Source organism: Aestuariibacter sp. GS-14, from assembly GCF_006494365.1.
GTDB classification, from domain to species: domain Bacteria; phylum Pseudomonadota; class Gammaproteobacteria; order Enterobacterales; family Alteromonadaceae; genus Alteromonas; species Alteromonas mangrovi.
The window spans coordinates 303,985-318,119 of sequence record NZ_VHIP01000005.1; the positions used below are offsets into that span (position 1 = coordinate 303,985).

Genomic DNA, 14,135 nt, shown 5'->3' on the forward strand with positions numbered 1-14,135 from the left:
TTGCTGTTATTCACTCATTTCACTTTTCATCAATCCATTCTTGATTTACAAATTTTAAACATGGCCAAGTGGTAAGGCCAATTAAAAAACTATAAATTGAGGTCAAAATGAAAAAAACTCTTTTAAGCTTCACCACTTTATGTGTGCTCAGCAGCGTCAGTTTGCTCGCTGAAGCAGCAGATTATTACGTGTCCCCGACAGGTAATGACAGCAATTCCGGTTCCATTGACTCGCCGCTGGAAACATTAATGCGAGCACAGGATTTAGCCGACGCCGGTGATACTGTGTATATTCGGGGGGGAACGTACTACCTCGACAATGACGATATATCCCGCACTGACTCAAGCCGCGCTTATGTCAATGAGATAAAAGAAAACGGCATTCGTTACATTGCCTATAACGGCGAAACTCCCATATTTGATTTTACTGGTGTTAAACCAGTCGACCGCCGTGTTGTCGCATTTCTGGTATCTGGCGATGACAATACGTTTGAAGGATTCCATATCACCGGGGTACAAATCACCATCGATTACAAACGCACTCAGTCTACAGCGATCCGTGTAGTAAACGGGGACAGAAACCTATTTGAAAGACTGGAAATATACGACAACATGGCGATTGGCTGGTACCTCGCTAGCGGCAGTGACAATCAGGTAATCAATGTCGATGCGTACAGAAATAAAGGGCTGAATAACTACTCTCACGGCAATATCGACGGTTTTGGTGTCCATCCGGATTCGGCTAGTTCCGGCAACATCCTCAAGGGGTGCCGTGCCTGGTTTAACAGTGATGATGGGTTTGACCTTATCAGTGCAGGCACTGCTGTTACTATTGAAAACAGCTGGGCATTTTACAATGGTTTTGACACTGACTTCACCAAGCTGGGCGACGGCAATGGTTTTAAGCTTGGCGGGTATGGCAGAGATGGTAAAGTAGATTACCCGGTTCCTGTTCCAAGACATGCAATATACAAGAGTTTAGCGGTAGGCAATAAAGCCAGCGGATTTTATGCTAATCACCATATCGATGGTCAGGATTGGGTTAGCAACACTGCAATACGCAATTACAACAACTATAATTTACTTTCAACACTGGCCGATAACGCCACCGACGTGCCTGGCTATGCGCATTATATGCGCAATAATCTGGGATTTGGTGCCAGTAATGAAGTAGTAAATCTTGGTCCATCTTCTGAAAATGATCTGGCGAACAATTACTTTGATCTGGATGTTACCGTGTCCGAAGACGATTTCATCTCGTTGGATGAAAGTCAATTGACCCAGCAACGACAGCCTAATGGCGACTTACCGGACATCACGTTTGCCAAACTCGCACCCGGCAGTGATCTTATCAACGCAGGCGCCGACACGGGTTTGTCTTACAACGGTGCTGCTCCCGATTTAGGCGCATTCGAAACTGCGCCATCGGCACCACAGGGCTTATCGGCTATCCCAGCAAATGCAGAAATACACTTAAGCTGGCTCCATAGCAACGAACCTTATTTTTCAGGGTACAGTGTTTATCGTAGTACAGATCCACAAGGAGTTTATACTGTTTTAGCTCAACACATCACTACAACATCTTATTCCGATACGAACGTGATAAATGGGGTAACTTATTTCTACAAGGTCTCCACGTCTGTTGAAAACGGACAGACCTCAGCACTCACAGATTATGTTGAAGCAACGCCTGAATCACCGGTTCCGGATACAGCCAAGGTTGCATCCATAGAAATTAGTATTATTGATCAACATGCAAGCAGAGGTGCCGAGAGCGATAACGCTATTAACCAGAATGGGAAACACTTTTCATTAATGGCCATGAAACGCTTCGGCAAAGCGGTGGTAACAATAACAGACAACTTTGGAACCCCTATAGCAAACGCGGTGGTTTCCGGTAGATTTTCCGGCACCTTTAATGAAAAGCAAAGTGTCACCACCGACGAATATGGCATCGCCACATTTATTTCAAAGAAGTTCTCTACAAGTGATGTCACTTTTGGATTTAAAGTGGTGTCGATTAGCTCTGATTTAACAGATGGCAGTAGCGCAAGTAATACCAAGTGTGATGTTTTCTAAACATTTATAGCAAGTGATTTTACCAATATCTTAGTTATATCTGTCAGAGCCCACCTATACGCAGTTATGCATTACTGGGCTTTGGCTTTTACTCACCGCATTGCATAGTGAACATCGCTCTTGCAAATCGCTCACCCAACTCAACCGTTGACGATGCCGAAAAATGTAATTGATCACCCTTATGATCCAGTCCCTTGGCATCAACAAATTTAACACACTGAAGGGCTTCCGCAGCAGTGCGAAGGGCGTTTCTCACCTCGCTGGCAAACGGAAATTTCTCAGGCTCAAGAAAATACCCCATTTCACCCACAACAATCGGCAATTCGGGCATCCCCAAATCGGCTCGTAAATCCTTAAACATGCCTGTGAGTCTTGTACCGTGCGTTTCAGCGTTTATTTGCTTGTCGCTGTCCGATTCCCCTTGATGCCACAACACACCTTTTATTCGTCCATGTTTACCAGCCTGCCTAATCCTCTCTAACGCAGCAACATATAAACCGCCTCCTTTTACCCATCGTCGAAGCGACGATCCGCCTACCGCTGTGGGCACCAGTCCAATAGGCGCAGAATTACCCAAATCCAACATTGTTCTGGCAAATGGAATTCCCGGGCCAATACCTGGTTCAGTTCTGCCTGTCTTTTTATGGATAGGATCTCTGGCAACCTGCCAAAAATCCTGCTCGTTAAGTGCAAGTATACGGTTGTCATCAACTTGTAAGCTCAACGTAGCAGTATCCCTGCCAACCATATTGGATTGGCCCATTAATATATAAATATCCATTTGTTGTCGGTCCTGCCCATACTGAACAGAACAAGCATTCAACAACGAGAATAGGGCAATAACAGTACTCAATTTTAAATATTTCATAGTGACATCCATAGAGTCTGGCGAAGGTTGTTGCTTTGTAGCAACGAAAACAATGATGCCGATATTAGACTATTACTCCTTCTCATTTGGTCAGCATACGAACTTTTCGAACGAATTCCCTATTCTCAGTAAACTTTCCAATTAGCACATACCCAATAGCCTGACCAATTACTAATGCAATAATCAAAATGACTGAAATTGAGCGAAATTGCGAATAACATCAATATTGAAATTCACTTAAGCAACTCAGATATCAAAGTAAGCATCAGCTCCTAAAGCATCCGCGGCATTTCAATTTACATTCTTATTTGCCTACGAATGCCCTAATTAGTGCTTATTTGAAACACTTTTCACTTCCAGTGACAATCCGGCTCATATATGAGCCAACTTTGAAAACATGTTTGACGAACGTTAAAAGCTAAAATATTTTTTAACCATCGATTTACAAAAACAGTCAAAACCAGTCACATTTAAATACATATCTTGTCTGTTTCAGTAAGCGAATTGGCCTTGCTACTTGAGCAGTATTAGCTAGGTGCTAACACATTAAAAAACTAGTCCTTGGAAACTGTCACAATGAAAACTATTAATAAATTGCAAGAATGTATGGATACAATGTCGAAGAATCAATTTAAGCCATCACTGTTATCAAAAACCATTAAAACGGTTATTCACTCCGGGTTATCCCTCGGCATAATCGTCACCTCGGCCGCCTTTGCACAAGAAGCCCAGCCCACGCAGGATGAAGCAACAAAGGATAGCAGCGAAATCGTTGAAAAAATCGTTGTTACCGGCGTTAGAGCCAGTCAACGAAGTGCAATCGACAGAAAGAAATTGGCTTCAACTATGGCAGACTCGATTGTTGCAGAAGACATTGGTGACTTCCCCGACAAAAACATTGCAGAAGCACTCTCCCGAGTCACTGGTATACAGCTCGATCGTGAGTTTGGTGAAGGTGGTGGCGTGAGTATCCGTGGTGTGGAGCCCGAATTGACGCGGGTTGAAATTAACGGCATCAGCTCGGTAGGCGCATCGGACCCATTCGCAACCAGCGGCCGTAGTAACGACTTCCGCAGTATGGCGTCGGAATTAGTGAGTGCATTGGATGTTATTAAGGGCTCCGAAGCAAGGCTTACCGAAGGCGGTATTGGCGGCACAATCAAAATCACTACTCGCAAGCCAAACGACTTTAAAAAGGATTATTTAAGCCTTAACGCAGAAAATCAGTTCAATACCTTAACAGATAAACACAACCAGAAATTTAACCTGATAGGCGTACACAAGTTTTCAGATGACCTTGGTATTCTCGTCAATGTTACCGCTGGCGATAAGAATACTGCTTTCCATGCGCTTCGAAATACCGCGTTTAATTTCGAATCCGACATAGATGGGTCGCTGGAAAAGACCTTTATTAACCCCAACTATGCCGATATCACTGCCGTAGAAGGCTGTGACGGTAATGCTACTTGTGAGATGCAATGGTACGACCCAAAAAACCGTATTCCCCGGGCGAGTATCTGGCAACGCGATGAAAACCGTATCAGTGCAAACAGCATGATTCAGTATCGCATCAATGACGCATTATCGGCTCATGCTGGTTTTACCTATAACGAACGTGATTTCGTCCAGAATGACCAAAACTATCAGTTGCAGGAAGTCAGAGATGCAATGGTTGACGCCAATACATGGACATTCTATGAAAATCACCGTATCCAGTCTGTAGAGACTGCTGGTAGCTTCGCGATTGTTAACCGCGCAGTAGATGTGGACTGGTCACAAAAGAATTCTGTTATTGACGCTGGCTTCGAATATCAACACGATCGCTTCACACTTACCGGCACATTTGGCTACAGCAAAGAAAAGCAGAGTATTGACCAAACCGATACACAGGCATTCGGCTACCGTATTCGCGGCATGTTAATGGAGTTTGCTGAAAATGGCTTGCCAATCATTACCGAGGAAAACCTAAGCACTGGTGTTGATTATACTTCGTCAGGAAGACCCGATATTGCGTTCAACAATCCCGTCACGGAAACTAACCGCTACACGCGCTTAAACATGACTGACATAGACAGTTCTGGTGACGAATCGTTAGCACAGGTTGATTTTGTTATGCCTATGACCGGAAAATTCCTAACTAATATCAAAACAGGATTACGCTATAGCGTTGAAAATCAGGATTACGCTCGTTACGACAATGATCTGCGCTTATTTAACGGTTCTGACGTAACTGCTGAGCAAAATGCACAATTGCTTGCCGACAATTATATGCGTACGCCTGAATTTTTCCGCGACTTTAACCCTGGTGTCGAAACGCTTTCCAGTTGGAATACAATCAATGTTTCAACCTTTAAACGTGACTTCATCGCGCTTGGTGGCTTTACGGAAGACGATCTGGCTATTGATGACCTTCGCTCTATTTTTGATGTAAAGATGGCAACCCAGGCAGTGTATGTTCAGGGTGACTTTGAAACCGAAGTGGGTGGTTTCCTGTTATGGGGTAATGCTGGTGTTCGGTATGTTCAAACAGATGTGGATACCACAGGCACAGCAACTGTTTCAGTCTCGGTGGATGACGAAGACGGCAATGCGTTTATCGACGAAGATCATCCACAGGCTTTCGAAGGCACCAGAACGGTATCTAACGATTACAGTGAAGTACTTCCAAGTATTAACGTAAATCTGGAATTGATGCCTGACGAATTAATTCTGTATGCTGGCGCATCCAAGGTAATGGCTCACCCTAAGGCCAAGGATTTAAATATTGCGGCAGAATGCAGGCTGCGGTTAGATTCTGAGTCCATCGAAAATGGTAATCCAAGTAGCTGTACAGGAGGCAACCCATACCTGAATCCGTATACAGCCAAGCAACTCGACCTTGCGATCAACTGGTATCCCAACGAAGACACCATGTTGTCAGCCGCGTTGTTTAAGAAGAACCTGGATACTTACATTCTCTCAGGTAGCCAGGCTCCGGTACCAGACGTTGATTACTTTGGTGATGGTAATTTATTCGAGGTCAGAGCACCGGCCAATTCAACCGGTGTGAACACACAGGGTTATGAGTTATCTGTTGCAACCTTCTTCAGCATGCTGCCAGAACCATTCAATAATATTGGTATGAATGCGAACTACACACATACAACTGCCGACAACACTGGTATTTACAGTGAGATTTCAGAAGAAGAATTAGATCTCATCGACATGTCGAAAAACACGTATAACTTCAGTGTGTATTATTCAACCAAAGAGTGGAATATTAAACTGGCTTATAACTACAGAAGCAGCTATCTGGATGCAATCAGCGATAGCAGAGGCAATCCATATTACGTTGACTCTGCAGGCTTCCTAGACGGTAAAATTACGTATCAACCCGAAGGCTCGGATTTTAAATACTACTTTGACGCACGCAACCTGACCAAAGAGGGCCGCGACTATATTGGCGGAACCAACGCAGGTATTTATGAACGCCGTTACTACGGCAGAGACTTTTCTATTGGTGTTACATACAAAATGTAATCCTGATTACACATTCCTAAACCTTGTTCTCTACTCTAAGTCAAGGCCTGCGCTAGCAGGCCTTATTTGTCTGGGAGGAGTGTCAATGGCGTTTAAACAACTCAGTAGGAGTAGATTGTGAATAAAACGATCTCGATCACGCTTATGTATTTTGGCTCGTTATTGCTTACCAGCACTTTCGCAGGTAAGACGCAAAATGCACATCGGTTTACATTATCAACGCCGGATATTCCTGCCAACTACCAGGCATTGGATCCGCTTCAATCCTTTTCAGCCGCTAGCGGATACGGGTGGATGAACAACTCGGAAAATCACTTCGGCGTTGCGGTACCAGAGGGCAACTACAGTGTTAAGCTCATTTACGACTCGCCCGACGCAGCAAACGCCATGACGGTAAAAGCAGAATCCCGTCGGGTTATGCTTACCACCACAGGATACAACAGCAGTAAAATACGTTCCTTTACGGTGAATGTTCGACAACCGCACATTGCATCCGGTGGTAAAGTAACACTCAATAACTGGGAGACCACACCTACACTCATCGCGCATTGGGATGAATTGCTAACATTAGAGTTTTTACCTGACACATCCGGCCTTACCGCCATTGAAATAGAACCCGCAAGTAAGGTAACAACCCTTTACATTGCCGGTGATTCTACGGTTGCCGATCAGCGCTCGGAACCTTATGCAGGCTGGGGTCAGATGCTACCCAGTTTATTCAACCAGAATATATCGATAGCGAATCATGCGGAATCTGGCAGAGCGTTATTTAGCTTCCTCGACGAGCATCGTTTTGACAAAATCCTTAGCACAATTCAACCTGGTGATTATCTGTTCATTCAATTTGGTCACAACGATCAAAAAGACAAAAGAAACGAGGCCGGCCCCTATACCACGTATACCAGCGAACTGATTGAATACGTGAATGCGACAAGAGACAAATCAGCCATACCTGTATTGATAACGCCAATGGAGCGTCGCAGGTGGAAAAATGGTGAACCAGGTGAAACACTTTCTGAGTATGCCGATGCAGTGCGGCGTGTTGGAAAAGCACTAAATGTCTCTGTGATTGATTTACACGCAATGAGTCTGGCATTTTATAACGCTATGGGGGAAGTTGCATCTACCAAAGCGTTTGTTCACTATCCTTCTAATACATACCCTGACCAGCCTAAGCAGTTAAAAGACAATACACATCACAACGCCTACGGTGCACTTCAGCTTGCAAAATGCATAGCAGAAGGTATACGAGTCCAGATCCCAGGACTTGCGCAGCACTTACGCCCGGAATATGGCAATTATTCACCGTCTCACCCGGATGACCCAGCAACGACCACTATTCCGGCCAGCTTCGTTTTATCAACGGCGACACCGGAAGGAAATTAACCTGCTTCAGAATGCACATAAAATACCGACCGTTCACACAAACGTGTCGGTGTTTACTTTGAGGGAATACGGGTTTCAGCTAGCCAACGATGTATTTTTACTGCCGGGCCATTACATTGTCGCATGCCGCCATTTCGGCGCTACAAAATGGATAGGCAGGCCAGCCATTACCATCGATAAGATTTGGCCTGGCGGTTTCCGACCACGCAAACCGAATTTTTTTTGGATGATCAACGACACCACTCCATACTAACACCGACGCTGGGCCGATGATTTCAGCTTTAGCTGGCACAAAGTGACCATCTTCTCCGGCAATTTCAAAGCTATCCGGTGATTGTCCATCTGCAGTATGCAACCTACCAGTAACCTTATCAAAGGTCACTCTTACTACCCAGCGTTCAATATTGATGTGACTAACTCTTGGTGATGCAGGTACACCTGGGTCTGTTCGGTATAAATGACTCAGGGCAGTGAAAGCAAGTCGCTCGGCAATGGGGCGCTTTTGCATCGGATGAATGTTCTTCAAGTCAGTGACAAGATCGATTGTAGGCACCATTGCGGTGTTTTCTACCCGTTCAAGCACCATTTCCTGAGCACGCCATAACCTGGGTAACTCTGTGGGAGCATGATACACCTCCCCCTCTTTTTTTCGTTCTGAATACAGGAATGGTGCAAGCTGTACGAAGTAAAAAGGCAAATTCGGCTGGTGCCAGGTTTGCCGCCAGCTGTTTATCAAAATCTCAAACTTATCCGCATAACGAAGACCATCATTGTTGGCAATAATGTTCGACTCGCCCTGATACCACAAAACACCTTTAATTGCGAAAGGTGCAAGTGGTTTTACCATGCCATTGTACAAAGTACCGGGCACAATACCGTCTACAGTGAAGGACTCATCAGAAGCCGGAGGCCGATTAAAAAGTGAAGATTGCTGGTACGCCTCAGGAGGTGTCCACAGCTCAATTCTTGTTCCGCCTCTGGCGGATTGAATAATTCCAACCGGCACTGTCAGTTCTCTTTGCAATGCTTGGGCAAATATAAAACCCAATGCAGAAAATGGCGATATTACAACGCCATTATTAGCTGGCTGCCACCCGTCGCTAATCACATCAGACGTGTTGCTATTTTTCTTCACCTTGAACAGACGAATAGCACCGTTTCCGCCTTTTTCGAGATCAATCGCCAATTGACGGTCCTGTCCTGCAACAGCATGGGCTCCCGCAGTTTTTACTCCAACGGCCATCGCCATATTTGACTGACCAGCGCCCAACCAAACCTCGCCTACAAGCACGTTTTGCAGGCGCAATTGGCTATCGCCCTCGATGATTAAGTCTCTGGCTTCAAATGAAGCACTAATAGGACTAAGTTCGACAACCCAATGCCCATCTTCATCTGCTGTCCCGGTTACTGTCTGGCCAGCAAATCGAACTTTAATCACTTTGCCAGGCGAAGCATTGCCCCACACAGGTACCCTTTGATCGCGTTGAAGCACCATATTGTCGGTGAATATATTGGCTACACTTACTTCAGCATGTGCATTAAAAATCGCGAAAAACCCAAAAGCGATCAAAGAACAAGTCAGCTTTGATAATGCCGTTAGCGATTTATTTAATTCCATCTGAGCATGCCGTTCTCATACAGGTAAACGTGTAAAGCGAGCGCTGTGCTCATGACATCTCGCCTTTAAGCAGCATGTAGCAATGCTGAGCGTGCTTTTTAATAATAGCGGCAACTTCAGGTATGTCATCTTTTGAAAACAGTCCGGCTGGGGCTGTTACACCTATTGCGGCAGCTACCGTTGCGCTTGCGTTAAATACGGGGACAGCAAGACACCGCGTCCCGTCATCAAATTCACGGTCATCAACGCCGTAGCCTCGCTTTAATGTACATTGAACTTCATGTCTAACTTCGTCCATAGTGGTATGTGTGCGAGCGGTGAATCGGGAAAAGCCCGTTTCTGCATTTACGATATCGAGCTCATCATTCCAAAGATAAGCCAGAAAAACCTTACCCGTTGCAGACACGTGTGCCGGGGCGGTAGTCCCTGCCCGAGAGGCCTTATTTGAGGCATGCTGACCGTCAACGACTTCGATCAACAGGGATCGGAAACCGCTTGGTACAGCAATATGTGCCGTAAACCCGGTACTCTTCACCAGATTGTTTAGTACAGGTAAACAAATTGGTCTAAGCCGATCAGTAGAGTTGAGCTTTAAACTCAGTGTATACAACCCGGGGCCCGGATAGTATTTCCGGTTCCGGTAAACCACCATCTCAGCACACTTTAGCGTTTGTAAAATCCGGTATGTACTTGAGCGGGGAATCGTCAGTATTTCCGCGATTTGGTCTCGCGATAGTGTTTTAGGTGATTCAACAATCAATCGCAATATTTCACAAGCACTGTTCAAACTGGGAATAACGTAATTGCTCATTATTTACCTCCGCGATAAGCGAAAACACGGTCACACAAACCGGTAATACGGTAAGGCCAAATTACCAATTTATTTTTTTGAGTCAAATAATCGATGTAAAAACCATTCGGGAAACCGCTAAATCCCACCGAAAAGTTCAATAGTGAAACAAGTATTAGTGATGAATGACGTTACGTGTCCCAACAATTTTTAATTCGTCTCAGTATAAATAGCAAATCACAACATTAACTCACCAACAAAAAGCAAATGTTTTTCAATAAGATAATATAAAATTATTTTGAAAAAGTGGTACAGGATGTCGTTTTTATTTTGACCAATGCTATCGGTACTCGCATGCTTAAAAGCCAAAATAAGCACCTCTAGCTACCCCAGACACCGGCCTGACCAATTAAAGATAATATGCCGATATGTGCATCTAGACGCAGTGAATGAAATTTTTAACTTCATTTAAACTTTTCCGGATTTGTCCTCGACTTAGCAGGTATTCAACCTTGAAAAGGAAACCTGTTCATGAACATCGCCGATACCAGCGGTCAGGACACCATCATTCAAAAAAAATCCCGGCCACTTAAGTGGTACGCATTGGCTGGGGCAGCTGCCGTAGGCTTGTTGCTGTTTTACGTGGTACCGGCAGTGTCAAGCTGGCAGGCATCAGACGCGTCAGTTTCCGCTGCCCGTCTGCGACTCGCCAGTGTGGCTTATGGCGATCTGGTGCGTGACCTGTCTATTGAAGGACGCGTGGTGGCGGCAGTAAGCCCTCGCCTGTATAGCCCCGCTCAGGGCACCATTACCTTTACCGTTGAAGCCGGTGATGAAGTAGCCAAAGGTCAGGTACTGGCTACCATCGACAGCCCCGATTTAACCAATCAGTTGGAACAAGAAAACGCTGCGCTTGAAGAGTTACACACCGCCTTGTCGCGCCAACGTATCCAGGCCAAGAAAGCCATGCTCGACGACCAGAAAGCCGTGGATCTTGCCAACATTACCCTTACTGCTGCATCGCGGGAAAAGCGTCGGGCCGACAAAGCTTATGAAACCAAAACCATCAGCAATATCGACTTTGAAAAGGCCCAGGACGACCTGCGCAATGCCGAGCTAGTCCACCAGCACGCTATGAGCGATGCCGAACTCAACAAAGAAAGCCTGCTGTTTGAAATTAAAAGTAAAGAGCATCAGCTTACCCGCCAGGAACTCAAAGTTGCCGAATTGCAGCGTCAGGTAGACTCGCTTGAATTGCGCTCGCCAGTGAATGGGATTGTTGGGAATCTTGCCGTTGAACAGAAAAATCAGGTTGCCAAAAACCAGGCCATTTTAAGCGTGGTAGACCTGAGTGAATTTGAACTGGAAGTGGGCATTCCGGAAAGCTACGCCGATGATTTAGCCCTTGGCATGCAGGCTCAGGTGAACGTTAACGGCCAGATGTATCCGGCCAAGCTGGTTACCATTTCCCCTGAAATTGAAAACAATCAGGTAACCGGTCGCGTGCGCTTTACCGCCGACGGCAGCGATGCCTCGCCGGTTGGCCTGCGCCAAAACCAACGACTCACCACCCGTATTCTGATGGAAAACAAACCCAATGTGCTGATGGTACAACGCGGTCAGTTTCTGGATAACGGCGGTGGCCGGGTTGCCTATGTGGTGCGCGACAACATCGCCTATCGCACCCCTATCGCCACCGGTGCCAGGAGCCTGGCTGCGGTTGAAATTACCTCGGGCCTTAGTGAGCACGACACCATTATTGTTTCGGGCATTGCGCAGTTCAACAACGCCGAAACCGTTCTGATTACACAATAAAACGACAGGGAACCAACATGCTATCAATGAACAATATCAACAAGGTTTTTCGCACCGATTTAGTGGAAACCACTGCACTGCGCGACTTTAATCTCACCATTGACGAAGGTGACTTTGTGTCAGTAACCGGCCCGTCTGGCTCAGGCAAAACCACCTTTTTGAACATTGCGGGTCTACTGGAAACCTACACAAGTGGCCAATACCTGCTGGACGGAACTGACGTAAGTAACCTGTCTGATCGTCAGCGCAGCCAGCTTCGCAACGAAAAAATCGGCTTTATCTTTCAAAGTTTCAACCTGATCCCGGACTTGAACCTTTACGACAACGTAGATGTGCCTTTGCGCTATCGCGGTTTTAGCAAACAAGAGCGCCACAAGCGCATTACTCAAAGCCTGGAACGTGTAGGCTTGGCCAACCGTATGAAGCATTTACCCGCACAACTTTCGGGCGGACAACAACAGCGCGTTGCCATAGCCCGCGCGTTAGCCGGTGAGCCACGTTTTTTATTGGCTGACGAGCCAACCGGGAACCTGGACAGCCAGATGGCAAAAAGTGTAATGGCATTGCTGCAGGAAATTAACCAGCAAGGCACCACCATCGTCATGGTTACCCACGATCCGGAACTGGCTATGCAAACCGGCAAAAATGTATTTGTTCGCGACGGACAAATAAGCAAACACGAAACCCTGGTGCCCATGGCACTGGCCAGCAACCAATAGCCAGCTCAGGACACCATTATGTTTTATTACTATTTAAAACTGGCCAGTAAGAGCATTAAGCGCACGCCCTGGCTCAGCGGGTTAATGATGCTGGCCATTGCGCTGGGTATCGGAGCCTGCATGACCACCATCACGGTAAATTACCTGATGTCGGCAAACCCTATCCCGGAAAAAAGTGACCAGCTTTACTACGTTCAGCTGGATAGCTGGAGCCCGCACTTTGCTGCCCGGGAGCCCAACGAGCCGCCCGACCAGTTAACCTGGACCGACGCCACCAACCTGATGCAGGCACAACAGGCATATCGTCAGTCGGCGATGGCCAGTACAGGCGGCGTAGTGCAGCCGGATGATCCGAATGTAAAACCCTTTATGGCCAGCTTACGCCTGAACTTTGCTGACTTTTTCCCCATGTTCAATGCACCGTTTCTATACGGTAGCGGCTGGCAGTACAGCGATGATGTTGCACGCAAACAAGTAGCCGTGATCAGCAAAGAAACCAACGACCGCGTATTCGGTGGTGAGAACTCCGTGGGTAAACCCCTTACTATCGCGGGTGAAATTTTTACCGTGGTAGGCGTGCTTGACGAATGGGTGCTGGTACCGCGCTTCTATGATGTTACCACCGGCGCGTTCAGCGAAACCGAAGAAGTGTTTATTCCGTTTTACATGAAGCAGGTAATGCAGCTGTCGAATGGCGGTAATACCAACTGCTGGAAGTCCCCTGAAGGCGAAGGGTTTGAAGCCTTCCTGATGTCGGAATGTGTTAACTATCAGATGTGGGTTGAGTTACCCACCGATGCTGACCGCGACGCTTACATGACCTTCCTCAACGCGTATGTAGACGAGCAAAAAGCGTTAGGCCGTTTCCCCCGCCCTCACAACAACCGTTTATCTGACGTGATGACATGGATGGAAACCGAAGAAGTGGTGGCCGACGACGCGCAAATCATGATGTACATGGCCTTCCTGTTTTTGTTTGTTTGCATTCTCAATACCGTTGGTTTGTTGCTCTCCAAGTTCGCCACCCGCAATGCTGACGTGGCCTTACGCCGTGCGATTGGCGCTACCAAAAGCGCGATTTTCGCACAGTACATTACCGAAACTGCGTTGATCGGTTTAATCGGTGGCGTATTCGGCTTAGCACTGGCGTCCTTGGGGCTGGAAGCCATTGAATCCTTGTACGGCGACTTCATCAGCGAATTAGTGCACCTGGATACCACGATGGTGGTGCTGTCGTTTGGTATATCCATTGCGGCCAGTGTGCTTGCCGGATGTTACCCCGCCTGGCGCGTGTGCAGCATACCGCCTGCCAGCCAGTTGAAGACCCAATAAGGAGCCCGTG

9 protein-coding genes are annotated in these 14,135 nt (G+C 46.6%); 6 read left to right on the plus strand and 3 right to left on the minus strand.

Going from position 1 to position 14,135, the window contains the following annotated elements; genetic code table 11:
* Positions 1-107: 107 nt before the first annotated feature.
* Positions 108-2,078, plus strand: a complete 1,971-nt coding sequence (locus FJ444_RS10950) for a rhamnogalacturonan lyase domain-containing protein (protein WP_140958319.1) — start codon at positions 108-110, stop codon at positions 2,076-2,078.
* Positions 2,079-2,166: 88 nt separating this feature from the next.
* Here the strand turns inward: FJ444_RS10950 and FJ444_RS10955 are convergent, their stop codons facing one another.
* Positions 2,167-2,946, minus strand: coding sequence for a sialate O-acetylesterase (locus FJ444_RS10955; protein ID WP_181405134.1), 780 nt, complete (start codon positions 2,944-2,946; stop codon positions 2,167-2,169).
* Positions 2,947-3,522: 576 nt separating this feature from the next.
* Here FJ444_RS10955 and FJ444_RS10960 point away from each other — a divergent pair.
* Together FJ444_RS10960 and FJ444_RS10965 are read left to right on the plus strand one after the other, a co-directional pair.
* Complete coding sequence (locus FJ444_RS10960; RefSeq protein WP_140958321.1) at positions 3,523-6,465, plus strand: TonB-dependent receptor; 2,943 nt, start codon at positions 3,523-3,525, stop codon at positions 6,463-6,465.
* 117 nt (positions 6,466-6,582) lie between these two features.
* Positions 6,583-7,851: a rhamnogalacturonan acetylesterase gene (locus FJ444_RS10965; RefSeq protein WP_140958322.1), complete on the plus strand. Its 1,269-nt coding sequence runs from the start codon at positions 6,583-6,585 to the stop codon at positions 7,849-7,851.
* 97 nt (positions 7,852-7,948) lie between these two features.
* Here FJ444_RS10965 and FJ444_RS10970 read toward each other — a convergent pair whose 3' ends face one another.
* Together FJ444_RS10970 and FJ444_RS10975 are read right to left on the minus strand one after the other, a co-directional pair.
* Positions 7,949-9,469 carry a sialate O-acetylesterase gene (locus FJ444_RS10970; RefSeq protein WP_140958323.1) on the minus strand — a complete coding sequence of 507 codons (1,521 nt, stop codon included), beginning with the start codon at positions 9,467-9,469 and terminating at the stop codon, positions 7,949-7,951.
* 49 nt (positions 9,470-9,518) lie between these two features.
* On the minus strand, positions 9,519-10,280 hold the full coding sequence (locus FJ444_RS10975) for an IclR family transcriptional regulator (RefSeq protein ID WP_140958324.1): 762 nt from the start codon (positions 10,278-10,280) through the stop codon (positions 9,519-9,521).
* Between the two features lie 510 nt (positions 10,281-10,790).
* Here FJ444_RS10975 and FJ444_RS10980 point away from each other — a divergent pair.
* Genes FJ444_RS10980 through FJ444_RS10990 form a run of 3 tightly spaced genes read left to right on the plus strand, consistent with a single transcriptional unit; the run spans position 10,791 to position 14,125 of the window.
* A complete protein-coding gene (locus FJ444_RS10980) occupies positions 10,791-12,074 on the plus strand; it encodes an efflux RND transporter periplasmic adaptor subunit (RefSeq protein WP_140958325.1) in 1,284 nt (427 codons plus the stop codon).
* A 17-nt stretch (positions 12,075-12,091) separates the two neighbouring features.
* A complete protein-coding gene (locus FJ444_RS10985; protein ID WP_140958326.1) occupies positions 12,092-12,793 on the plus strand; it encodes an ABC transporter ATP-binding protein in 702 nt (233 codons plus the stop codon).
* 18 nt (positions 12,794-12,811) lie between these two features.
* Entirely contained in the window at positions 12,812-14,125 is a 1,314-nt protein-coding gene (locus FJ444_RS10990; RefSeq protein WP_140958327.1) for an ABC transporter permease, read from the plus strand.
* Positions 14,126-14,135 lie beyond the last annotated feature (10 nt).